We start from the raw sequence: 21,799 nt of genomic DNA on the forward strand, positions 1-21,799 counted from the left end.
ACCGCAATCAGGCCAAAAGTGCAAACATATTTTTGGAGCAGGAAAAGGGCCGCAGCCTGTCAAGGTGCTGCGGCCCTTTTCCGTAAGGGAGGAAATGTTCCTTGTTTGCTGTTAGGGCTTGTTTGAAAATAGAGGAAATGACGAATTTTTGGTCAGAAGTGGTCAGATTCCAGGATAAAACCGCAGGTCAACCTGCCGGTTGACGAGGATTTTTGACGTAGAAGATGGCCGCTTATGGGCAAAAAGACAATGTTTTCGATTTTTCAAACAAGCCCTATTTGTTCCCCGCTTTTTTGCCGGGATGGCAGAACCCGCTGTGGGGGCACCCGCCGCAGCCACAGGAGCATCCGCCTTTGCCCTGCTTCCAATTGTAAACGCACCTGGCTGCCACGGCTATAAAAACAGCCGCCACCAGTATGCCAATAATGATGGTTGGAAGATTCACTTGGAAAGCCTCCTTAACTTCTATGGGTTTATGGGACTGGGGTGGGAAAAGATTTGCGAAGTGATTAGCTGGAGCTAACTCTTGAGCTGCCTATAGTTTATCACAACTAACCACCTTTGTCAACCCTCTTTCCGCAAGGAAACCGGAAAAACAAAAGCCGGGGGAAGCCCCGGCTTTTGTGCGCGCATATGGCAAGCGCTTATTTTTCCCCATTTCCCAAGGAAAGGATCTGCTTGCCCGCAAACTGCATGAGCAGGAAAGCGGCCACGCAGGTGATAAGGATTTCAGGCAGCATGTAGGTGCCGTTATAGCAGGTGGAGTAGATAATGGCCAACTGGTTCCCTGTAAGGGAGCTGAGCCCGGGGAAGAAGGCCGCCACCAGTTCCTGCATGTAGCTTACCTCCATAAACTGCGCCCACAGCAGCCAGCCGGAAAGGATGGAGGCGATATAGCGGGCCAGCATGGCGATAAGGCAGCCCAGGGTGAAGGCCAGGGGATCGTTTTGGATCTTGTGCCGGAGAATGCCTGCCAGCCCCAGTACTGTGAAGGCCAGCAGGTAGTCCAGAAAAATGGAACCCGCCACAGTGGCGCCGGAAATGCCCTTTAAAGCGTCCAGGCCAAAGAGCAATTCTAAAACGCTGAAAACAAAGCCTGCCCCCAGCCCCCATTTTGTGCCGGCGCGGTAGGCAAAGAGCATGACTGGCAGCATGGAGCACAGGGTAATGCTGCCCCCATAGGGGAGGTCGAACACCTTGATAAAGGAAAGGGCGGTGCCAAGGGCCACCAGCACCCCGCCTGTTACAAGGTTCAGTGTGCGTGCAGAGCGTGCGTTCATGATTCATCCCTCTTTCTGAAAAAAGCTCGGTGAAAAATGAAAATGCCACTTGGAAAAAATCCAAATGGCAGTGAAAAACATTCCCCCGGCGGGCAGCTTGCGCGCAAAACAGCCCTGCCCTTATGATGAAATGCTCCCTACGTCGGTATTATCCGCATCAGGTTCCTGCCAGAAGGCATAGGGTTTAAGCTCGAAGCTCCTCTCAGCTGCCTGCGCACACAGGCGGCACCCCTGTTTTCATTTTTCTGTATCCATTGTAAAGCTTTTGAGGGATTTTGTCAACCCGGAGATTTTTTTGGGAGTGTCCATGGACACAGCCTTCAGCAGTAGAACTCCAGGGGATAAGAAGGGAAGCGCAGCTCCTCAAGCTGGTCGATGGTCACAAGCCCGGCAGGGGCCAGCAGCACGCTGGGAATGCGGTTAACAATGGTGGCGCAGGTGTGCTCCACTGTGGCAGGCTTCACCACGTGGAATTCCATGTCCGGCTCCCCGGTGATTTTCCAGTCGCACATGTCCCCGTCCTCCGGGCCGTATACCTTGCCGATGCACTGGGTTTCAATAACAGGCCCCTGGAAGGTTTCCGTGGTAACTACCGCCGCCATGCCAATGCAGTTTCCCTTAGGGATGGTGGCGCCCATGGTTTCGGAATAGAGGTCGGCGTCGTGAAAATAGGGCACGCATTTCTGGGCCTGGCTTTTGATTGTCAGGCCCAGTTTAGAGGCCAGGGCCTCGTTGGAGTTCCACACATAGGAAGGCTCCAGCACCTCTGGATGGGCTATCTGCTTTTCAAATTCCTCAGGGGTCAGCATAACCCCATGGGCCTTGGCCAGGGCCAGGCCGTATTCCTCCACGTTATAGCTTACCGCCCCTTCTATCTTTTGGATGCTGTTGCAGCTTGCCGCCGCCAGCCCTACAAGGTTCACCCAGAAGGTGTCCTCCATGCCGCTGCCCACAAAGGTGCAGCCTGTTTCCTTTGCCAGCACGTCCAGGGCATTGGCCCGGGCCGGATCGGTAGTCCAGCAGTAGGTGGCCTCCTCGCAGGTGGTGATAACGTTAATTCCCCGGGAAAGGCATTTTACAAAGTGCTCATAGCAGTCGCTTACCAAGCTGAACAGGGTGACGATGGCAATATCCGGATCGCAGCTATCCAGCACGTGGTCGGCATCGCTGCTGATGAGCACGCCTGTTTTCACCCCCAGCCCGGCATAGTCTCCCACGTCCATGCCCACGATATCCGGGTTTACGTCTATGGCCCCCACAATCTGCGCCCCATGCTCGTGGAGATACCGCAGGGTATATTTGCTCATTTTGCCGCAGCCATACTGCACAACCTTTATCTTTTGCATAACAAAAGCCTCCTTGGATTTTTAGGCAACACCGCACAATTCACGACCGCCGTCTTAAGCGGCATCTCGCGGGCTATTTTTCCGTCATAGCGCGCAAAGCCTGCTTGACAAACGCCAGTTTGCCTGCGCAGCCTTTATGCCCCCTGACGAAAAAATCTCTTCCGCGGTATACCACTTAGAATTATGCGGTATTGCCTTTACCTTGTACAAAAAATGATGAGGAAGTGATGTGAATATCCTATACAGGCTGGCGGGAAGATATACCGGGCCTTTGAAAAAAATGGGCTGTAAGAGAAAAGTAAGCACTTTTCACGAGATGGAAATTGACATTTGCCCCCGCCGCCAGTATACTGTTTTATAGAGGATTTTCATAACTTTACTAGGGAGTTGACCTGCCATTGAAATGGTTTGAAGCGGCGGGCCTGCGTTTTGGCCAGGGCCTGCCTAAAATATGCGTGCCGTTAACAGAAAGCCGCCTGCCGGCCCTGCTGGAGGAGGCCGCTTTTGTGCGCGCCCTGCCTGCCGATCTGTATGAATGGCGGATGGACTGCTTTGAGGAGGACGTGGGCTTTGCCCTGTCCGCCCTGAAAAGCGCCCTTGCCCCCAGGCCCCTGCTGTGTACGGTGCGCACCCAGCAGGAAGGGGGAAAAAGCCCCCTGGAAGGGGAGGCCTATGAGGAGTTCCTTCTGGCCCTGCTGGAGCGGGGGGGCTTCGGGCTTTTAGATATTGAGCTTTCCAAGGGCAGGGACAGGGCAAAGCGGCTGCTGGAAAAGGCGGCGGAAAAGGGCGTTGCCGCCGTTGTTTCCCGGCACGACTTTTCCGGCACCCCGCCGGAGGAGGAAATTGCCGGAACCCTTATGCAGATGCGGGAACTGGGGCCTTGCCTGCCCAAATATGCCGCAACCCCCCGGCGCCCGGAGGATGTGCTGGCCCTTTTGGGGGCCACCCTGCGGGCCAGCAGGGAAACAGGCCCGGTTATCACCATGGCCATGGGGCCGCTGGGGAAGGTAAGCCGGGTGTGCGGGCAGGCGTTTGGCTCCTGCGTGACCTTTGGGGCAGGGAAAAGCGCCTCTGCGCCAGGGCAGTTAGGGGCGGAGGATCTGCGGGCCATCCTGGAGGATCTCAGCCCGGAAGAGCCGGGGAAGGAGGAAGCGCTGTGAAAAATGATATTGATTCCATTTTGGAATCCATGTTCCGGGGCGGCAGGCTGCATTTTAAAAGCACCAGGGAGTTAAAGCACGCCAGGCCGGCCCCGGCTGTTCCCGATAAGGGGCAGCCCCCCCTGGAGGGCGCCCTCCAGGCCCAGCAGCAGGCCGGGCAGGCCCTGGGGGCAGTGGAACAGGTAAATGACGGGCTGTCACGTTCTTTGCAGGAGAGCATCGAAAGGCTGACCCAGGAAGCCAAGGCAGACATGGAAGGCCTTCAGCGCCGGCTGGAACAGGACGGGATGGACAATCAAGAGAGGGCGGCAAACAGCGGATCCCCTGCGGACATGGACAAAGCCTTTGACATTGCCCGGCAGGAAACGGCCCGGCAGGTGCTGGGCCAGGAGAAATTTATAGAGGCCCTTGCCCTGGCGTTCAAGCGGCCCTTTGTGGCAGGGGCCGGGAAGGAGTCCCCCCTGTGCCGGGCGGCTGTGCTGGGCGGGACGGGCACCGGCAGGCACAGCGCCATTAAGGCTATGACCGCCTCCCTGGGCAGGCAGGGGGTGCTGAAAAGCCCCAAAACCGCGGCGCTGGACTTATCAGCCTACCATACCCCTGGCATGGAAAAGCTTTTTGTGCAGGATTTGTACGCGGCCCTGAAAGGCGGGGCGGCGGCCCTGCTGTTTGAAAACTATGAAAAGTGCCATCCCTCTGTGCTGTCCATGGCTTCCAGCCTGTTCCGGCAGGGGGACGTGGCCCTGCCCGGGCGGTATGTAGAGCAGAAGGGGATTTTGGCAGACATCGGCACAGCCCTGGCCCCCGGCGCGGTTTCCACCCTTTCCGCAGGGGGGAAATACCTGTTTTTGGTGGCGGGCAAAAGCGAGGCCGGGCTGGGGGACGCCTTTGGCGCGCCCTTCCTCTCGGCCCTGGACGACGTGCTGTATACAGAGGACTTCACCCGGGAGGCCCTGGGGCAGATAGCGCAAAACGCCCTTCTGGAGCTGCGGGGCCGGGCGGAGAAGCAGCTTTCCCTTGCCCTGTCCTTTGGGGAGGCGGAGAAAGAGGCCCTGGCAGGGGCATACACCCCGGCTCAGGGCGCGGGAGCCATTGACAATGAGGCCCAGCGGCTTTATAAGGCCTATAGCGAAGAAAAGCTGCGCAAGTCCATTACGGGTTCTTGGCAGGGGCGGCTTGCGGCTAAGGACGGGGATTTAAGCGCGTTTTATACCTGGGAGGGCGGGGAAACAGAGGTGCGCCTGCCCGGCACAGAGGGCCTGGGGGTGCAGCAGGCGGCTTTGGAGCAGGTGAAAAAGGAACTGGAGGAAATTGTGGGCCTTGGCCCTGTGAAGGATTATATCCTCTCCCTGGAGGACAACTTCAAAATCCAGCAGATGCGCAAGGCCCGGGGCCTGAAAGCAGACTCCCCCTCCATGCACATGATTTTCACCGGGAACCCCGGCACCGGCAAAACCACCATGGCCCGGATTGTGGCCCGGTATTTAAAGGCCATCGGCCTGCTTTCCGGCGGGCAGCTTGTGGAGGTGGCCCGGGCGGATCTGGTGGGCCAGTATGTGGGGCACACCGCCCCCCTGACCCAAAAGGCCATACAGGCCGCCCTGGGAGGCGTGCTGTTCATTGACGAGGCTTACGCCCTTTACAGGGGCAAGGACGACAGCTTTGGCCTGGAGGCCATTGACGCCTTAGTAAAGGGCATGGAGGACAACCGGGAAAGCCTGGTGGTCATCCTGGCAGGGTATTCCCGGGAGATGGAGGAGTTTTTAACGGCAAACTCCGGCCTGCGCTCCCGGTTCCCCCATATCATCGAGTTCCCCGACTACAGCCCGGAGGAGCTGTGGGAGATTACCCAGGGCATTGTGAACGGGAAGGGATACCGGATGGACGAGGCCTGCAGGATGCCGCTGCTCCGGTATTTTGAAAGGATGGGGCAGAACGGGGAACGGGACAAAGGCAACGGGCGCATGGCCCGGAACAAGGTGGAGCAGGCGGTTATTGCCTGTTCCCGCCGGAACATGAAGGAGCCGGAGGAAAAGCGGGATCTGGAGCTGCTCCTGCCGGAAGATTTCGATTTGGAATAGCATAAGGAAAACGGGCGGGGCAATGCTCCCGGCCCGTTTTTTGCAGGGAAAACATGCTGCGCGGCGGAAAATATACAAAAAGTTTCCAAAATGAACGTGTCCCGCCAACTATTGCATATTGCACTTTCGACAGTTTTCCTGTATAATATACGATATACTGCATACTGCGAAAATTGGGGCATTTTGCGGCCCCGCGGGACGGGGCAAGGCAATTTGCCATATCTGGCTGCAAGAGGAGGGTGTCCTGTGCTCTCAATTTTTGACTGGTTTGGCTACAGGCTGACCATGGAGGAGCGTTACCGCCTGATTAAAAAGGCGGGCTTTTCCGGGGTAATGATATTGTGGGGGCACCGGCTGGGCCGGGGGATGGATTTCCGCCTGGCCCCGGAAATCGCCCGGGACGCGGGCCTTTTTGTGGAAAACCTCCATGCGCCCACAGAGTTGCAGCATGCCTTGTGGGAGGAGGGCCTTTCCGGGGAGGAAGCGGCGGAATGCTATCTGTCCTGCCTGGAGGACTGCAAGGCGGCAGAGGTGCCCGCCATAGTGCTGCACCTGCCCGGGGATGACTTTGCCCCTACAGAGCAGGGCCTGAAAAGGCTTTGGCGCTTGGTGGAGCAGGCGGAGAGGCTGGAGGTGAACGTGGCCCTGGAAAACCTGCAGAACCTGAAAAACCTTGCCTGGGCTTTCCGGCAGATAGATTCCCCCCGGCTGGGGCTGTGCTATGACTGCTGCCATCACTATAACGACGCCCCGGAGGAGGACTTGCTGGGAATGTACGGCGCCAGGCTGATGGCCCTGCATTTGCACGACAACGGCGGCGCCAGCCGGAGCTGCTGCATTCAGCACCGCCTGCCCTTTGACGGGGACGTCCCCTGGGCCAGGGTGATGCAGGCCATCGCCGCCACAGGCTATAAGGGCGTTACCGCCCTGGAGCCTATGTATTGGGATTATCAGGAGCTGCCGCCGGACGTTTTCCTGTACAGGGCCTTTGAAAAGGCCAAGCACCTGGACAGCCTGCGGGGGCGGTAAATTCCCTGCGCAATTGGGGAAAGGAGGCACGCGCAATATGGGAGATACAGGCAGAAAAACTTTATTCCTGGGGGCCACAGCCCTGCTGGTGGTTGTAATTATCGTTATTTCCGCCGTGATGCTGGCCCGGGGGCCGCGCACCAGCTCGGTGGAGCTTTTGGAAAAGGACGGGAACACCGCCAAAGTGAACGATATGTACGAGGGGGACATGACTATCCCCTATTATGATATCCGCACAAGCAATTACAACCCGGAGGACTTCGAGGAGAAAAACGGCGTGGTCACCTACGCGGGGGACTCCTTCGTGGGCATTAACGTCAGCCAGAAGGCCGGAGAGATAGACTGGAACGCTGTGGCGGAAAGCGGCGTGGAATTTGCCATGATCCGGGTGGGATACCGGGGCAACGACAAGGGCCGCATCTCCCTGGACAGTAACTTCGAGGCGAACATTACAGGGGCCACAGAGGCAGGCCTGCCTGTGGGGGTATATTTCTATTCCAAGGCCGTTACAGACACGGAGGCTGAGGAGGAGGCAAATTTTGTGCTGGAGCAAATCCGCCCCTACCAGATGACCTACCCGGTGGCAATCTTTTGGGAATATGACCGCAAGGACAGCGGGGAGGTGGACGAGAAATCCCGCACCGTGCGCTGCAACGGCGACCAGGTGACAGGATTCATCCAGACCTTTTTAAAGAAAATCAAGACTGTAGGCTATAAAACCGCTTTTTACGCGGACAAGAAAATGGGGTATGAAAGCCTGGATTTGTCCCGGCTGACAGAGCACGACATGTGGTACGCGGAGTACCAGCCGGCCCCCAGCTTCTATTACGACTATAAAATGTGGCAGTATACCAAAGACGGGGAGGTGCCCGGCATCAGCAAGCCGGTGCCCATCACCATCAGCCTGAAGGAATATAAGCCCTGAGGGACTAAAACTTGCAAACAGAAAGGAACGCTTATGGCAACACAAAAAAGACGGCCCCCTTCCCGGCGCGCCGTCCTGCTGAGAAAATACCGGAAGTGGCTGCTTCCTGCGGCCTGCGCCCTGGTGGCCCTGCTGATTATCGGGCTTTCCCTCTTTTACATCCTCCGCTTTGCCGAGCCGGAACCAGAGCCGCCCGCCTCCTCCCTCATCCCGGAGAACATGCTCCAGGTGGAGGATATCTATGAGGGCACCCGGCTTATCCCCAAGTTTGACCTGCCGGTGTGCCAGTATGAAAGGGAAAAGTTCAACGACTTGGGCCGCTTTGTCCGGTATGAGGACGGCAAGGCCCTGATGGGCATCGACGTTTCCGAGTTCCAGGGGGACATTGACTGGGCGCAGGTGAAAGCTTCCGAGCAGGTGGATTTTGTGATCATCCGCCTGGGATACCGGGGCATGACCCAGGGCCTGCTGGTGACGGACGAGTGCTTTGAGAAAAACTACCAGGGAGCTGTGGACGCGGGCCTGCCGGTGGGGGTGTATTTCTTCTCCCAAGCCATTACGGAAGCTGAGGCCGAGGCCGAGGCGGACTATGCCCTTTCTGTGCTGGACGGGCGCGGCCTTGATTACCCCATTGCCTTTGACTGGGAGCCGCCTGTTCCCGGGGAAAACCTGCCTGCCGAGGATCTCAGGGCTTATAACGCGCAGGGGGCCGATGTGGCCCGCTTCGGCGCGGCCTTTTGCAAGCGGGTGGAGGAAAGGGGCTATAAGCCCTGCTTTTACTCCAACAAAAACATGATCTATAAATTCTTCGATATGGACGCTGTGAAGGATTATCCCATCTGGCTGGCAGAATATCAAAGGGAGCCAAGCCTGTATTACAATTTCCGCATGTGGCAGTATTCCGACCAGGGCACCATCCCGGGCATCAGCACTGCAGTGGATTTAAACATCTGCTTTGAGCCGTACTAACGTATGGAGGAGGAAAACCCCCGGCACCGCGCCGGGGGTTTCCTGTATGAACGGCTGTGCCCTGCCTGAAAAGATGAGTGTGAAAAATGCAGAGAAGGGAACGATACCGGGCACAAAAGGTTGAACTTTCATCTCTTTTGTGCGTATTCTGGTTCGCATGGCGATTTTCATGTTTTTTCCAAAAAGACTTGTAACGAAAAGGCTTTTTGCCGGTCTAAAAGACAAAGGGGGCGGGGAAGATGAAGGAGTTTGACCAGGTGTATACCGAATATTTTGAAGCGGTATACGGCTGCATTCTGAAGCTGAGCCACGATCCGGATTTGGCGGAAGAGGACGCCCACCGCCATAGGGCTTCATAACCGAGATGCCCACTCCTTCCTGCTCACAGCGGCGGTAAAGGGCCATGCGCTCCCCGGCTGTGCCGATGCCATATTCTTCCTTATCTGTGTAGTCGTAGGCCGGGTTGATGCTGAACATCACCATATCCACGATGTGTATGTCCAACACCTTGTGTACCATGGCGGGGTTATGGGAGGAAAAGCCGATATGCCACACCTTGCCCTGTTGTTTGTATTTCTGCACCATCTCCAGTATCCCGCCCTGCAAAGCCTTGTCCAGTTCGGCCTGTTGGTCGATGCAATGGATAAACCCAAAGTCCATGTAATCCGTTTTCAGTTTGCACAGATGCATTTCCACGGACGCTTCGATTTTTTCCCCGCCATGGGGTAAAGTCTGATAAAGGATAGGTTTTCCTCCTGTTTTGTTATCTATAAAGTAAAGGCCGTGAGGGTTTCACGGCCGGATACTTTTCTCGATTTAGATTCTGGGCTGGGGCAGAGCGCCGCCCTGTACGCCGATATAGCGGATATCCGCACCGCCGTGCTCACTCATGAACCGCTCGTAAGAACTCTGTCGGGCGCGGCTGGCATGGGCGCGAGCTTTTTTTGCGTTGGCTTTCTTCACGTTGTAGCCAGTCTGGGGCTTGCTGATCATGCTCAGGTTTTTCATAATAAATTCCTCCTGTAAATTCCGTTTGTGTTTGGTTTGTTTCCTTGATTGTGCCAACAACCTCATTTCCATGTTCATCTTTTTCTACAACTTTGTCCGTCCTCATTCCGCATTGAACAACCTTACACCGGCTCAGTGCGCTGGCCTTGTGCTTTCAAAATCGCGTAAACGTGAGCTTTTCCTCGTTGCGTAGAGTTTTTCGCTGATTTTCGGGTCCTTTCTTTTCATTTTTGCTTTACAGTGCCGTACGAGTGCAACTGCCTTGCGCTTTTGCGGCCTGCCAAACCGCAAGCTTATTCTACACCAAAAGGAGTTCTTCCTTCTACATCATCGCCAAAAGGCTTTCTTTGAACCACTCGCCTTGCCAGTGGCTTTCGTTAGACAAGAAAGCCCCCCGCCAGCAGGCGGGGGGCTTCTGATTCTCCAAAAATCTTACAGCACAATTTCTCCATCCACTGTGCCCGGCAGGGCAGCGGCGTTGGATTCATCCGTGTCCACATGCATGGCAAGGGCATAGGCAGGGTTCACCCGGCACACCACGTCCCCAAAGGTCAGGCTGCGGCCGTTGTAATCCACCTTCACAGAAACAATCTGCTTGTCCACCACGCCGGCTTCCTCTGCCTCGGCAGGGGCAAAATGAATGTGGCGCTTGGCGGCAATGACGCCTTTCTCAATGGCAACTTCTCCCTTAGGCCCTTTCAAGGTGCAGCCAGGGGTACCCTCCAGGTCGCCGGACTCCCGGATGGGCGCGGTAACGCCCAGCTTGCGGGCGTCTGTCAGGGAGATTTCCACCTGGGTCTCCTTGCGGGTCGGCCCTAAAATAGACATGGACATGGAACCCTTCGGGCCTACCACCTCAACCTTTTCCACGCAGGCAAACTGCCCGGGCTGGCTTAAATCCTTCTTATTGGTAAGGGTTGCGCCCTCCCCGAACAGCACAGCCAGATCGGCGTCAGACACATGGACATGATGGGCTGAAGTCTCCACCATAACTTTCATAGCAAACTCCTCCTTAAATATACAGGTTTTCCTGCTTTCATTGTACTACCCCGCCGCCAAAATTTCAAGCCCTTTTCTCAGGGCAGCTACACACGCCGGCACTCCCCAAAATAAAAAAAGGATTGACAAAAAGACTGATTTTCTGTATAGTGTACTCATTGCGTTTGCATCTGAAAAAGGGCGGCTCCCGAAGGAGGTGGGGCGGCCCATAAAAGCGGCCCTGTTCTTTCGCCGCAAAAGCTTTTTTGCTTTTGCTTTTTATCCTTTGCGGATGGCGATCCTCCGGGCGCGTGCCGGCAAGGCTTTTGCCGGGCGTCCCAACCGGGCCGGGTTATGTGTGAATAACAAAAGACACGCAAAACTTATTTCGCAAAGGGGATGCAGAAAATTGAACAACACCATTCTTTCCTTACAAAACATTGCTGTGTCTTATGGCGGGGAGCAGGTGCTGGGGGGCTTCCACCTGGATATCCAGGACGGGGAGTTCGTCACACTGTTAGGCCCCTCCGGCTGCGGCAAAACCACGGTTTTGCGCACCATCGGAGGCTTTATCCAGCCGGACGCGGGGGATGTGTTTTTTTATGGGAAAAACATCACGGCCCTGCCGCCGCACAAGCGGGAGGTGAACACCATTTTCCAGAAATACGCCTTGTTCCCTCACCTGAACGTGTATGACAATATCGCTTTCGGGATGCGTATCAAAGGGAAAAACGAGAGGGAAATAAAGGCCACAGTCCATGAGATGCTGTCCATGGTGAACCTTGCGGGCTATGCCCACCGGGGGATAAGCCAGCTTTCCGGAGGGCAGCAGCAGCGGGTGGCTATTGCCAGGGCCTTGGCAAACGAGCCAAAGGTGCTACTTTTGGACGAGCCTCTGGGCGCCCTGGACTTAAAGCTTCGCAAGGACATGCAGGTGGAGCTGAAAAAGATACAGCAGCAGACAGGCATTACCTTTGTGTTCGTCACCCATGACCAGGAGGAAGCTTTGTCCATGTCTGACACAGTGGTGGTGATGGACGGGGGGGATATCCAGCAGATAGGCACGCCTACGGATATCTATAACGAACCGGGGAACGCCTTTGTGGCAGACTTTATCGGGGAGTCCAACATCCTGGACGGCCTGATGCTGGAGGACTACAGCGTCCGCTTTGCCGGGCACACTTTCCAGTGTTTGGACAAGGGCTTTGGGAAAAACACCCCTGTGGACGTGGTGATACGGCCGGAGGACATTGACGTGGTGCAGGCAGACTCCACCCACATTACCGGGGAGGTTACAGCCGTTACCTTCAAGGGCGTGCACTATGAAATTATTGTGGACGTGGCGGGCTTTAAATGGATGATACAGTCTACGGACTTCCGGGCTGTGGGGGATCGCATCGGCCTTTCCCTGACCCCGGACGACATCCACGTAATGGCGAAGTCGGAATACTCCGGCAGGTTCGGGGATTACAGCACCTTCTCGGATGAAATGGACGAGGACATGCAGGCGGCAGGGGAAGAGGAGGGCAAAGCAGATGAAGGCTAAATCCAGGCTCCTCTCCGCGCCCTACACGGTGTGGATGACTATTTTTATCGTGCTGCCCATGCTTTTGGTGGCATGGTTCGCCTTTACCGACAGGGCGGGCCATTTCACCCTGGAAAATATCCTGAGCGTGGGGCAGTATTCCAATGTGTTCCTGCGTTCCATCTGGCTGGGGGCGGTGGCGACCTTTATCTCCCTGGTGATGGGCTATCCTTTGGCCTATATCATTTCTAAAATGAGCGCCAAGCGCCAGAGCGTGATGGTGATGCTGGTGATGCTGCCCATGTGGATGAATTTCCTTCTGCGCACCTATGCCTGGATGACGCTGTTAGAGGACAACGGCCTGATAAACGCGGCCCTCAAGGCTTTTGGGCTTAACGGCATACATATGATAAACACAGCGGGGGCTGTGGTGCTGGGAATGGTGTATAATTACATCCCCTATATGATTCTGCCCCTGTATTCTGTCCTGACAAAGATTGACCAGAGCGTAATAGAGGCAGCGGAGGATTTGGGCGCAAACAGCCGCCAGGTGTTTTTCAAGGTGGTGGTGCCCATGTCCATGCCCGGCATTATCTCCGGCGTGACCATGGTGTTTGTGCCGGCGGTGAGCACCTTCATCATCTCCAAGATGCTGGGGGGCGGTGCGAACCTTCTCATTGGCGACCTGATTGACATGCAGTTTTTAGGCAGCGCCTATAATCCCAATTTAGGTTCCGCCATCTCCCTGGTGCTGATGGTGATTATCCTTATCTGCATGGGCATTATGAACCAGTTTGACGACGGGGAGCCAGGGGAAGGGGGTGTGCTGCTGTGAAAAAGACAGGCGGCCGGATTTACACCTTCCTGGTGTTCTTGTTCCTTTACGCGCCGATTTTGGTGCTTATTGTCTTTTCCTTCAATGATACGGAGACGGCCAGCCGCACGGTGTGGAGCGGCTTCTCCTTTAAATGGTATCAGAAGCTTTTTGAGGACAGGCTGATTCTGGAGGCTTTGCGCAACACCCTGCTGATTGCCGTAATAGCGGCGGCGGCTTCCACGGTGCTGGGTACAGTGGCGGCTGTGGGGATTAACTCCATGAAGCGCCTGCCCCAGCGGATCCTGATGAATATTACCAACTTCCCCATGGTGAACCCGGAGATTGTTACTGGCGTTTCCATGATGCTGCTGTTCGTGTTTGCCGTTGGGCTGTTTGGGGGGCGCAGCCTGGGCATGGGTTCCATCATCGCGGCCCACATCACCTTCTGCCTGCCCTATGTCATTTTGTCTGTGCTGCCAAAGCTTAGGCAGATGGATCCAAACCTTTATGAGGCCGCCCAGGACTTGGGCTGCCCGCCTGTAAAGGCCTTTTTCAAGGTGGTGCTGCCGGAAATCATGCCTGGGGTGGTGACAGGGATGATTATGGCCTTCACCCTGTCCATCGACGATTTTGTTATCAGCTATTTCACCAGCGGCACCACCCAGACCCTGCCTATTTATATCTACTCCATGACCAGGAAGCGGGTAAGCCCGGAGATAAACGCCCTGTCCACTGTGCTCTTTGCGGTGGTGATGGCGCTGCTCATTGTGGTGAACGTGCGCCAGGGCCGGGGAAGGCGCCCGGCAAAGGAGGAAGACTGATGAAAAAGATGCTTGCTTTCCTTTTCGGCCTGTGCCTGCTCTGCGCCCCCCTTCCGGCCTCTGCCTCTGAGGGCGTTACCATTAACGTGTATAACTGGGGGGAGTATATCGCAAACGGCACAGACGGCTCCATGGACGTAAACGCGGAGTTTACCCGCCGCACCGGCATTAACGTAAACTATACCACCTTTGACAGCAATGAGTCCCTCTATTCCAAGCTGGCTGGGGGCGGGGCGGATTATGACATCATCATCCCCTCGGACTACATGGTGTCAAAGCTGATAAGCGAGGGCCGCCTGGCCCCCCTGGATTTTGAGAATATCCCCAACTTCCAGTATATTGACAAGCAGTTCCAAAACCCCAGCTATGACCCGGAAAACCTCTATTCCGTCCCCTACACCTGGGGGGTGGTGGGCATCTTCTACAATACGGATTACGTGGAGGAGGTGACAAGCTGGGACGCTCTGTGGGACAGCCGGTATGCCGGGAAAATCCTCACCTTTGATAACCCCCGGGACGCCTTTGCCATTGCCCAGTTCCGGCTGGGGCTTGATGTGAATTCCACGAATCCGGACGATTGGGAGGAAGCGGCCCAGCTTTTAAAGGGACAGAAGCCCCTTGTTCAGGCTTATGTGATGGATCAGATTTTTGATAAGATGGAAAGCGGGGAGGCTTGGCTTGCCCCCTATTATTCCGGGGACGCGGCTATCCTGGTGGACAACAGCGACACCATTGCCTTTGCCGTGCCGGAGGAGGGAACCAATTTCTTTGTGGACGCCATTTGCATCCCCGCCACCTCCCAGCACAAGGCCGAGGCCGAAGCTTATATCAACTTCCTGTGCGAGCCGGAAATCTCCGGGGCCAACATGGACTATGTGGGGTATTCCACCCCGGAGACAGCGGCAAAGGAATATCTGGATCCGGAGGTGGCGGACAGCCCCCTGCATTATCCCAGCGGGGAGGTTGTGGCAAAAGCCCAGGTTTTCGTGAACCTGCCCCAGGAGGTCAGCAGTTTGGTAGACAAGCTGTGGGCCGAGGTGAAAATGGGCGGGCCAGGGGAATCGGCTGTGCTTATCGCCATTATCCTGGGCTTTCTGGCAGTGTACATCGCCATTATTCTCTATAAAAGGCGGAAGCGCAAAAGGGAAATGGAATAAAAATTTTAGGGTCAACCCCTTTTGTTTAAAAGGGGTTGTAGGGGTTTTGGGGGCAACGCCCCCAAGGTCCTAAAAGGCAGGTGGAATATCATGCTAAACGGCATAGAGGGCCTGCGGGCCGACTGTATGCAGTGCAAAAAATGCGGGCTGTGCGAAACCCGGAACCATGTAGTGTTCGGGGTGGGGCACCCCCAGGCAAAAGTCATGCTGGTGGGGGAAGGCCCTGGCGAGCACGAGGACTTGGAGGGGGAACCCTTTGTGGGCCGGGGCGGGCAGCTTCTGGACAAGCTGCTGGCGGCGGTGGATCTGGACAGGCGCACGAATATCTATATCACCAACATCGTCAAGTGCCGGCCGCCGAAAAACCGGGATCCCCTGCCTGAGGAGCAGGAGGCCTGCATCAACTGGCTGCGGGCGCAGTTTGCCATCCTGCGGCCGAAAATCATTGTGTGCCTGGGCCGGGTGGCGGCCATGCGGATGATAAAGCCTGACATTAAAATTACCAAAGAGCATGGCCTTTTCATAGAGAAAAACGGGGTGGTGATGATGCCCACCCTGCATCCGGCGGCTCTGCTGCGCAACCCCTCCCAAAAGCCGGCGGCCTTTGAGGATTTCCTGAAGCTGCGGGAGAAAATCGACGAGCTGGGCTGCGATGTGGCAAAGCTGCCATGAGAAAATAAGGCGGGAGTGTCCAAGCGCGCGTTTTATGCCGCCGGCGGTTTAGGGGCTTTGCGTCTCGCCTGCCGACTCGGTCGGGTCAGAGCGGTTCCCACTGGGGACCTTCCCCGGCTCGGTCGGCCCGGGGCGGAAACGCTAACACATGGCGTTTGCGTTTCGCCACATGGAAACCCTCGCCCCCTGAAAACCCCATAGCAACGCAAACGCGCGGCGTTTTGCGTAAAGTTAACGTTTTGCGTTAGCCTTTGCCCACCAACTTTGAAGAAGGTGATGCATTCGTTACACGAATGCAAGAAACTTTTGTGTTTCCCCACGTTTTTATAATATTTATTTTGGACACTCACAGCAGGGAGGGGCATGTCCGCCTGCGTCTTCCCGCTGGATTTCCAGTGTTGCGCAGGCAGGAAATTCATGGTATAATAGTCCATAGCTATTACACTTGATTCGAATTGATTGCCCCGGTCCTGCCGCAATGCCGGAAAATTCCAGCAGGTTTCACCTTATAACAGCCGCTTCACATGCATACTATCTTTGAAAACATGCATTTTTCTCCTTTGCGGCCTGCGCATGGAAAGGAGATTTGGGACACACGACGGACACAATAGAAAGGGGTTTTCTTTAATGTTTGCAGATTTGATGGATTCTATCGGTTTTGTTTCCCAGGCAGATCCAGCAGTGGGAGAAGCTATGGGCCAGGAGCTTTCCCGCCAGCGGCGGAACCTGGAGCTTATCGCCTCGGAGAACATCGTTTCCCCCGCCGTGATGGCGGCAATGGGTTCCGTGCTCACCAACAAGTACGCGGAGGGGTATCCGGGAAAGCGGTATTACGGCGGGTGCCAGTGCGTGGACGTGGCGGAAAATATTGCCAGGGACAGGGCCTGCGCGCTTTTCGGCGCGGAACACGCTAACGTGCAGCCCCATTCCGGGGCGCAGGCCAATCTGGCAGTGTACTTTGCCCTGCTCCAGCCTGGAGACACCGTGCTGGGCATGAACTTGGCAGAGGGAGGCCATCTGACCCACGGCTCTCCTGTGAACATGTCCGGCTCCCTTTATAATTTCGTGCCCTATGGGGTAGATCCCCAAACCGGATGCATGGACTATGAAAAGCTGATGGCGCAGGCCATGGAGGTGAAGCCCAAGCTGATTGTGGCTGGGGCCAGCGCCTATCCCCGGGCCATTGACTTCGCAAAATTCCGGGAAATTGCCGATGCCTGCGGCGCCCTTTTGATGGTGGACATGGCCCACATCGCCGGGCTGGTGGCGGCAGGCGTCCATCAAAACCCGGTTCCCTATGCCGACGTGGTCACCACCACCACCCATAAAACCCTTCGCGGCCCCCGGGGCGGCATGATTTTGTGCAAAGAGCCGTATGCCAAAGCCATTGACAAGGCCATTTTCCCCGGCACCCAGGGCGGGCCGCTGATGCATATTATTGCCGCAAAGGCCGTGTGCCTGGGCGAGGCGCTGCAGCCTGCCTTCAAGGCTTATGGAGAGCAGGTGGTAAAAAACGCCCAGGCCCTTGCCGCGGGACTGCTGAACAGGGGCGTGAAGCTGGTTTCCGGCGGCACAGACAACCACCTGATGCTGATTGACCTTTCAGACAGCGAGCTGACCGGCAAGGAACTGGAGCGCCGTTTGGACGAGGTGTATATTACCGCCAACAAGAACACAGTGCCTGGCGAAAAGCGCAGCCCCTTTGTCACCAGCGGCGTGCGGCTGGGCACTCCGGCTGTCACCACCCGGGGCCTTGGGGAGGCGGATATGGACGAAATCGCGGCCTGCATTGCCCTCTCCATGGAGGACAGCTTTGAAGGGAACAAAGAAAAGCTGCGGGGCATGGTAAACGCCATTTGTGAAAAATATCCACTTTATAAATAGACGCGCCGTTGTAGGTTCTGGATAAACGGCGGCGCTTGGGGGCACAATAAGGCGTGTAAGGCTTTTTGCCTTGCAAAACCTTATGAAAAAGAGGTGCCCTATGAAAAACAGATTGGAATGTCAGGTGTCCTCCTGCCAGCATTATGAAGGCGGCTTGTGCAGCCTGCCCGGTATCCAGGTGGACGGCCCCGGGGCCAAGGTGTGCGACCAGACCTGCTGCAGCTCCTACCGGGAGCGGGGTAGGGGCGGCGCGTCGGCTTCTGTTTCCGGCAGCGCCAGCACAGAAAGCTCCATCACTTGCCACGCCCAGAACTGCGCCTATAACAGCAACTGCAAATGCGGCGCGGAGTGTGTCTGTGTGGGCTGCTGCTGCGACGATGTGTGCTCTAAGAGCGGCACAGAGTGCTGCACCTTCACCTGCCGGTAAGCTTTGTAAAAAAACAGCCCCTGCCATCGGAAAAGGATGGCAGGGGCTGTTTTTTGCGGTCAGGTTTTTTGTTTACCGGAAAGTGCGGCCCACAGCACCGAGCACAGCCCCAGCAACACAGATACAGCCGCCCCGGCGGCATAGTACGATATCCAACTGGCGGGGATGTCGAACATAACGGTTATGATGGGCAGGGGGAGATAACACAGATGAACAGCGAGGGCGCAGGCATACAGATTTAACAGGAAAGCTGCGTCTCCCGACCTGGCCCGGTTCCAGTAAAACGCGCCCAGCAGGAACAGCGCCGTGCCCAAAACCCTGCTGGAAACAAGCCACAGCCTGCCGGGAAGCAAAACATAAACCAGTATCAGGACAGCGGCTGTGAGGGGGACGGGCCAAAGGCGGGGCAGAAGCTTTTGGGGCCTCTGCCGGGGCGCAGGCCCGGTTTTCAGAGCGGCACAGAACAGGGCGGCCTGCAAAAAAACCAAGAGATATTCTATAGGAAAATTTCCCCAATACTCGTCAAGCATCAGCATAGTGTACTCCAGAACGAAGCATAGCAGGATGCTGTGCCGGAAAATTTGCCCGAAAGCTTTTCTCCTGATTTGAGAGCGGATAACGTCCGTCATTTTTGCCACACCTCCATTTCAGCTTATGGCATAGGAGTTTCACGGCGTTCAGGATGCAAAAACAATATACCCTCTTCTGAAAATAAGTATAACAGCAGCAAGCGTATATTGTCAACACTTTTCCATATGTTTTGAAAAATTTAGCGAAATTGCCAGCTTTTAAGATTAGCGCCTCTGTCATATGGATTTTTGCAAGAAGTACAGCCCGCTGAGCACTGCCAGGTGGACCGGATACAGGATATACAGCAAACAGCGGGGCGCGCGCCTGCCCTTCTCCCCATTATAAAGCAGCAGGGGTATGGCGGCGAACACCGCCCAGATTTGGAAAAGGCTGTGGTGGTGCCAGCAGTAAAGCAGGGTGCAGCCTGTCAGCACCAGCGGGATGGCCCAGCGCTTTTCCCGGGTGCTGTAAAACAGCACTGCCAGCAGCACCCCATAGGCCCCATAGCTGAAGCCGCCTGCCTGGGCCAGCACTGCCAGCGTCCCCGCTCCCAAAAGCCAAAGCCCGCCCTCCCTGGCGCAGTATAAAGCCCCGAGGGACAGCAGCAGGGCAAAGAGGATGTTGCTGGGGCGAAAGCCCACCCAGCGGTGGTACAGCATCATCTGGTAGGGCAGTTCAGCGATGCATCCAAAGAAGAGAAGCCGCCCGGCGTATTTTTTTAAATCTGAGGTATGGGCAAAGCCCTCTGTCAGCAGGAAGGCAAAAATGGGAAAGGAAAGCCTGCCCACAGCCCGCAGCACCGGCAGGGAGGGAAAGAAGGTATAGCCGATATGATCCACGAGCATGGTGGAAAAGGCCAGCCATTGCAGGACAGCAGAGGTCAAATGGTATCAGCTCCTTTTTGGAAATAGTATGACAGATGGGCTCTCCCTTGTCAACCGGCGGATTTTGTAGTAAAATGGGGGAAAGTAATAAACGAATTGAGGGATGGCACATGACAACACAAGAACGGGCGCTTTTAGCTGTGGAGGCCCTGAAAAAGGAGTATCCCGATGGGATTTGCTCCCTTACATATCAGGATCCCCTCCAGCTTCTCATCGCCACCCGGCTTTCCGCCCAATGCACAGATGCCCGGGTGAACCTGGTTACCCCGGCGCTTTTTGCCCGCTTCCCCACCCTGGAGGACTTTTGCGAAGGCACAGAACAGGAAATAAGCGATCTCATCCACTCCTGCGGGTTCTACAAAACCAAGTCTAAGGATATTCTCGCCGCCTGCCGCATGATCCGGGATGAATTTGGCGGCAGGGTGCCGGACACCATTGAGGATCTCACCCGCCTGCCAGGGGTGGGCCGGAAAACTGCCAACCTCATTGTAGGGGATATCTACCATAAGCCAGCGGTGGTTACAGACACCCATTTTATCCGCATTACAGGCCGCCTGGGGCTGACCAAGAACACAGCCCCCCAGAAGGTGGAAAATGACCTGCGGGCCATCCTGCCCCCGGAGGAATCCAACGACTTCTGCCACCGCACTGTGCTCCACGGCAGGGCGGTCTGCACCGCCCGCAAGGCCCATTGCGAAAAGTGCTGCATGGCCTCCTTCTGCCCCACTGCCGCGGAAAGAGAATAAGGCAGTAGATCCAAACATTTGCCGCACTATTGACAAACTTCGCAAAAGAGCGCATAATACTTTTGTCGATTTCCGGCAAAGCCCGACGCATATCTATACTTTTTGGAGGTATTGTTGTTATGAAGTATGATTTTGAAACGCTTATCGACCGCTCCAAACATGGCTCTGGGAAATGGGAGGGAATGCGGGAAAAGAATCCTGACACCAAGGAAGGCGTGGTGCCCTTCTCTGTGGCGGATATGGAGTTTAAAAACGCCCCTGAAATCGCCCAGGGCCTGAAGGCTTACATGGACACCCACATCCTGGGCTACACCGGGCCTACCCAGGAATATCTGGAAACTGTGTGCCAGTGGATGAAGGAGCAGCACGACTGGGAGGTAAAGCCTGAGGAAATCGTCTGCACCTGCGGCGTGGTTTCCGCCCTTTTCGTGGCAGTGCGGGCTTTCTGCCGGCCCGGCGACGGGGTTATCCTGTTCACCCCCGTATACTATCCCTTCTATATGGCGGCGGAAAACGGCGGCTGCGAAATTGCGCGCTGCCCCCTTCTCTATGAGAACCATACATATTCCATAGACTTTGACCTGCTGGAAAAGCTGGCGGCAGAGGAAAAGAACAAGCTTCTCATCTTCTGCAGCCCTCACAACCCTGTGGGCCGCGTATGGACAGCGGAGGAGCTGCGGCAGGTTGGGGAAATCTGCATAAGGAACAACGTGCGCGTTATCAGCGACGAAATCCATTTCGACCTCATTATGCCCGGGCACAAGCACACAGTGTTCCCCAATGCCGGGGACTTCGGGGACAGGATTATGGTCTGCACCGCTCCCAGCAAAACCTTCAACCTGGCCGCCATGCAGACTTCCAATATTGTTATCCCCAATGAAGCCGACCGGGAGGCCTTTAAAAAGGAGCTGGGCCATGGAGGACCCGGCGCCCTTGGCCTGGAGGCCTGCCGCATTGCCTACACCCAGTGCAAGCCCTGGATGGAAGAAATGCTGGAGGTTATCCACAGCAACTATCTCCTTGCTGTAGATTTCCTCCGGGAGCGCCTGCCGGAAATTGAGCCTATAGAACTGCAGGGCACCTACCTGCTTTGGCTGGACTGCACTGCCTTGGGCAAAACAGCCCAGGAGCTGGAGGAAATCATGGTGCAGAAGGGGCAGCTCTTCTTTGACGAGGGATACCTCTTTGGCCAGGAGGGCGAGGGCTTTGAGCGTGTAAATCTGGCTGTGCCCCAGTGGGTTCTGAAAGAGGGGCTGGAACGCCTGGAAAAAGCGCTGCACGCTTAACCTCTTTTCCATATTATAGTGGAAGCGCAGCTAAAAAAGAATACAGGAAAGCCGCAAAGCAGATGCTTTTGCGGCTTTTTTGCCCCTGCGCCGGGAAAATCCGTATTCTGGCTGCCTTATGGCTTTAGAACCTGTATTCATAATCGAAATTGTCAGCTGAGCGGGAATTTTTGGATCCAGTCAATAATGTTTGCGCTTCTGCAAGAAAATGTAACGCGGAGTGGCTTCAAAAAG

Annotated in this window: 22 protein-coding genes and 1 pseudogene; 15 read left to right on the forward strand and 8 right to left on the reverse strand. The window is 55.9% G+C overall.

The genetic code is table 11. From position 1 onward, the window contains the following. Window positions 1–274: 274 nt before the first annotated feature. The 3 genes from VSQ30_RS05745 to VSQ30_RS05755 all read right to left on the reverse strand — a co-directional run bounded on the left by VSQ30_RS05745 (window position 275) and on the right by VSQ30_RS05755 (window position 2,626). A complete protein-coding gene (locus VSQ30_RS05745; protein ID WP_160642559.1) occupies window positions 275–445 on the reverse strand; it encodes a FeoB-associated Cys-rich membrane protein in 171 nt (56 codons plus the stop codon). Window positions 446–644: 199 nt separating this feature from the next. Then, window positions 645–1,280, reverse strand: coding sequence for an energy-coupled thiamine transporter ThiT (locus tag VSQ30_RS05750; protein WP_160642558.1), 636 nt, complete (start codon window positions 1,278–1,280; stop codon window positions 645–647). A gap of 320 nt (window positions 1,281–1,600) precedes the next feature. Then, window positions 1,601–2,626: an NAD(P)H-dependent amine dehydrogenase family protein gene (locus tag VSQ30_RS05755; protein WP_334462665.1), complete on the reverse strand. Its 1,026-nt coding sequence runs from the start codon at window positions 2,624–2,626 to the stop codon at window positions 1,601–1,603. Window positions 2,627–3,024: 398 nt separating this feature from the next. Between VSQ30_RS05755 and aroD the strand changes: the two genes are divergently transcribed. The 5 genes from aroD (at window position 3,025) to VSQ30_RS05780 (ending at window position 8,790) form a co-directional block, all read left to right on the forward strand. After that, the gene (aroD, locus tag VSQ30_RS05760; RefSeq protein WP_334462667.1) at window positions 3,025–3,786 is read left to right on the forward strand and encodes a type I 3-dehydroquinate dehydratase; all 762 of its coding nucleotides are present in this window, start codon (window positions 3,025–3,027) and stop codon (window positions 3,784–3,786) included. Further along, complete coding sequence (locus VSQ30_RS05765) at window positions 3,783–5,867, forward strand: AAA family ATPase (RefSeq protein WP_334462670.1); 2,085 nt, start codon at window positions 3,783–3,785, stop codon at window positions 5,865–5,867. The genes aroD and VSQ30_RS05765 overlap by 4 nt, the downstream gene beginning before the upstream one ends. Window positions 5,868–6,113: 246 nt before the next feature. Then, window positions 6,114–6,896, forward strand: a complete 783-nt coding sequence (locus VSQ30_RS05770; RefSeq protein WP_334462673.1) for a sugar phosphate isomerase/epimerase family protein — start codon at window positions 6,114–6,116, stop codon at window positions 6,894–6,896. 37 nt (window positions 6,897–6,933) lie between these two features. After that, window positions 6,934–7,821: a glycoside hydrolase family 25 protein gene (locus VSQ30_RS05775; RefSeq protein WP_334462674.1), complete on the forward strand. Its 888-nt coding sequence runs from the start codon at window positions 6,934–6,936 to the stop codon at window positions 7,819–7,821. Between the two features lie 33 nt (window positions 7,822–7,854). Then, window positions 7,855–8,790 carry a glycoside hydrolase family 25 protein gene (locus tag VSQ30_RS05780; protein ID WP_334462675.1) on the forward strand — a complete coding sequence of 312 codons (936 nt, stop codon included), beginning with the start codon at window positions 7,855–7,857 and terminating at the stop codon, window positions 8,788–8,790. On the opposite strand, the gene VSQ30_RS05785 is transcribed toward VSQ30_RS05780, so the two are convergent. Then, window positions 8,764–9,561 (reverse strand): aldo/keto reductase, encoded by a 798-nt coding sequence (locus tag VSQ30_RS05785; protein ID WP_334464802.1) that lies wholly within the window; start codon window positions 9,559–9,561, stop codon window positions 8,764–8,766. The genes VSQ30_RS05780 and VSQ30_RS05785 overlap by 27 nt on opposite strands. A gap of 45 nt (window positions 9,562–9,606) precedes the next feature. Next, window positions 9,607–9,798, reverse strand: a complete 192-nt coding sequence (locus tag VSQ30_RS05790) for a hypothetical protein (protein WP_334462677.1) — start codon at window positions 9,796–9,798, stop codon at window positions 9,607–9,609. Between the two features lie 46 nt (window positions 9,799–9,844). On the opposite strand from VSQ30_RS05790, the pseudogene VSQ30_RS05795 reads away from it, so the two are divergent. Beyond that, window positions 9,845–9,991 (forward strand): annotated as a pseudogene (locus VSQ30_RS05795) (IS6 family transposase); the annotation flags it as partial. A gap of 239 nt (window positions 9,992–10,230) precedes the next feature. Here VSQ30_RS05795 and pduL read toward each other — a convergent pair. After that, window positions 10,231–10,797, reverse strand: a complete 567-nt coding sequence (gene pduL / locus VSQ30_RS05800) for a phosphate propanoyltransferase (RefSeq protein ID WP_160642707.1) — start codon at window positions 10,795–10,797, stop codon at window positions 10,231–10,233. A gap of 388 nt (window positions 10,798–11,185) precedes the next feature. On the opposite strand from pduL, the gene VSQ30_RS05805 reads away from it, so the two are divergent. The 7 genes from VSQ30_RS05805 to VSQ30_RS05835 all read left to right on the forward strand — a co-directional run bounded on the left by VSQ30_RS05805 (window position 11,186) and on the right by VSQ30_RS05835 (window position 18,079). Then, window positions 11,186–12,322: an ABC transporter ATP-binding protein gene (locus tag VSQ30_RS05805; protein WP_334462681.1), complete on the forward strand. Its 1,137-nt coding sequence runs from the start codon at window positions 11,186–11,188 to the stop codon at window positions 12,320–12,322. After that, complete coding sequence (locus tag VSQ30_RS05810) at window positions 12,312–13,136, forward strand: ABC transporter permease (protein ID WP_334462684.1); 825 nt, start codon at window positions 12,312–12,314, stop codon at window positions 13,134–13,136. Before VSQ30_RS05805 ends, VSQ30_RS05810 begins: the two co-directional genes overlap by 11 nt. Continuing rightward, the gene (locus VSQ30_RS05815; protein ID WP_334462686.1) at window positions 13,133–13,939 is read left to right on the forward strand and encodes an ABC transporter permease; all 807 of its coding nucleotides are present in this window, start codon (window positions 13,133–13,135) and stop codon (window positions 13,937–13,939) included. The genes VSQ30_RS05810 and VSQ30_RS05815 overlap by 4 nt, the downstream gene beginning before the upstream one ends. After that, a complete protein-coding gene (locus VSQ30_RS05820) occupies window positions 13,939–15,096 on the forward strand; it encodes an ABC transporter substrate-binding protein (RefSeq protein ID WP_334462687.1) in 1,158 nt (385 codons plus the stop codon). Before VSQ30_RS05815 ends, VSQ30_RS05820 begins: the two co-directional genes overlap by 1 nt. A gap of 90 nt (window positions 15,097–15,186) precedes the next feature. After that, window positions 15,187–15,768: a uracil-DNA glycosylase gene (locus VSQ30_RS05825; protein ID WP_334462689.1), complete on the forward strand. Its 582-nt coding sequence runs from the start codon at window positions 15,187–15,189 to the stop codon at window positions 15,766–15,768. A 627-nt stretch (window positions 15,769–16,395) separates the two neighbouring features. After that, window positions 16,396–17,652 (forward strand): serine hydroxymethyltransferase, encoded by a 1,257-nt coding sequence (gene glyA, locus VSQ30_RS05830; protein WP_334462691.1) that lies wholly within the window; start codon window positions 16,396–16,398, stop codon window positions 17,650–17,652. Between the two features lie 100 nt (window positions 17,653–17,752). Beyond that, entirely contained in the window at window positions 17,753–18,079 is a 327-nt protein-coding gene (locus VSQ30_RS05835; protein ID WP_160642377.1) for a DUF1540 domain-containing protein, read from the forward strand. 59 nt (window positions 18,080–18,138) lie between these two features. On the opposite strand, the gene VSQ30_RS05840 is transcribed toward VSQ30_RS05835, so the two are convergent. Together VSQ30_RS05840 and VSQ30_RS05845 are read right to left on the reverse strand one after the other, a co-directional pair. After that, on the reverse strand, window positions 18,139–18,708 hold the full coding sequence (locus tag VSQ30_RS05840) for a hypothetical protein (RefSeq protein ID WP_334462696.1): 570 nt from the start codon (window positions 18,706–18,708) through the stop codon (window positions 18,139–18,141). Between the two features lie 177 nt (window positions 18,709–18,885). Further along, complete coding sequence (locus VSQ30_RS05845) at window positions 18,886–19,533, reverse strand: TraX family protein (RefSeq protein WP_334462698.1); 648 nt, start codon at window positions 19,531–19,533, stop codon at window positions 18,886–18,888. Between the two features lie 110 nt (window positions 19,534–19,643). On the opposite strand from VSQ30_RS05845, the gene nth reads away from it, so the two are divergent. Next, window positions 19,644–20,279 carry an endonuclease III gene (gene nth / locus VSQ30_RS05850; protein WP_334462700.1) on the forward strand — a complete coding sequence of 212 codons (636 nt, stop codon included), beginning with the start codon at window positions 19,644–19,646 and terminating at the stop codon, window positions 20,277–20,279. A gap of 119 nt (window positions 20,280–20,398) precedes the next feature. Continuing rightward, the gene (locus tag VSQ30_RS05855) at window positions 20,399–21,565 is read left to right on the forward strand and encodes a MalY/PatB family protein (protein WP_334462703.1); all 1,167 of its coding nucleotides are present in this window, start codon (window positions 20,399–20,401) and stop codon (window positions 21,563–21,565) included. Window positions 21,566–21,799: the final 234 nt, after the last annotated feature.

It is taken from the genome of Acutalibacter sp. JLR.KK004, from assembly GCF_036941085.1.
Classification (GTDB): domain Bacteria; phylum Bacillota; class Clostridia; order Oscillospirales; family Acutalibacteraceae; genus Acutalibacter.

Bases quoted from the DNA above. Each gene is read 5' to 3' on its own strand.
- VSQ30_RS05750 (WP_160642558.1), bottom strand. From the start codon at position 1,280: ATGAACGCACGCTCTGCACGCACACTGAACCTTGTAACAGGCGGGGTG.
- VSQ30_RS05755 (WP_334462665.1), bottom strand. From the start codon at position 2,626: ATGCAAAAGATAAAGGTTGTGCAGTATGGCTGCGGCAAAATGAGCAAA.
- VSQ30_RS05775 (WP_334462674.1), top strand. From the start codon at position 6,934: ATGGGAGATACAGGCAGAAAAACTTTATTCCTGGGGGCCACAGCCCTG.
- VSQ30_RS05780 (WP_334462675.1), top strand. From the start codon at position 7,855: ATGGCAACACAAAAAAGACGGCCCCCTTCCCGGCGCGCCGTCCTGCTG.
- VSQ30_RS05790 (WP_334462677.1), bottom strand. From the start codon at position 9,798: ATGAAAAACCTGAGCATGATCAGCAAGCCCCAGACTGGCTACAACGTG.
- pduL (WP_160642707.1), bottom strand. From the start codon at position 10,797: ATGAAAGTTATGGTGGAGACTTCAGCCCATCATGTCCATGTGTCTGAC.
- VSQ30_RS05810 (WP_334462684.1), top strand. From the start codon at position 12,312: ATGAAGGCTAAATCCAGGCTCCTCTCCGCGCCCTACACGGTGTGGATG.
- VSQ30_RS05820 (WP_334462687.1), top strand. From the start codon at position 13,939: ATGAAAAAGATGCTTGCTTTCCTTTTCGGCCTGTGCCTGCTCTGCGCC.
- VSQ30_RS05825 (WP_334462689.1), top strand. From the start codon at position 15,187: ATGCTAAACGGCATAGAGGGCCTGCGGGCCGACTGTATGCAGTGCAAA.
- glyA (WP_334462691.1), top strand. From the start codon at position 16,396: ATGTTTGCAGATTTGATGGATTCTATCGGTTTTGTTTCCCAGGCAGAT.
- VSQ30_RS05835 (WP_160642377.1), top strand. From the start codon at position 17,753: ATGAAAAACAGATTGGAATGTCAGGTGTCCTCCTGCCAGCATTATGAA.
- VSQ30_RS05840 (WP_334462696.1), bottom strand. From the start codon at position 18,708: ATGACGGACGTTATCCGCTCTCAAATCAGGAGAAAAGCTTTCGGGCAA.
- nth (WP_334462700.1), top strand. From the start codon at position 19,644: ATGACAACACAAGAACGGGCGCTTTTAGCTGTGGAGGCCCTGAAAAAG.
- VSQ30_RS05855 (WP_334462703.1), top strand. From the start codon at position 20,399: ATGAAGTATGATTTTGAAACGCTTATCGACCGCTCCAAACATGGCTCT.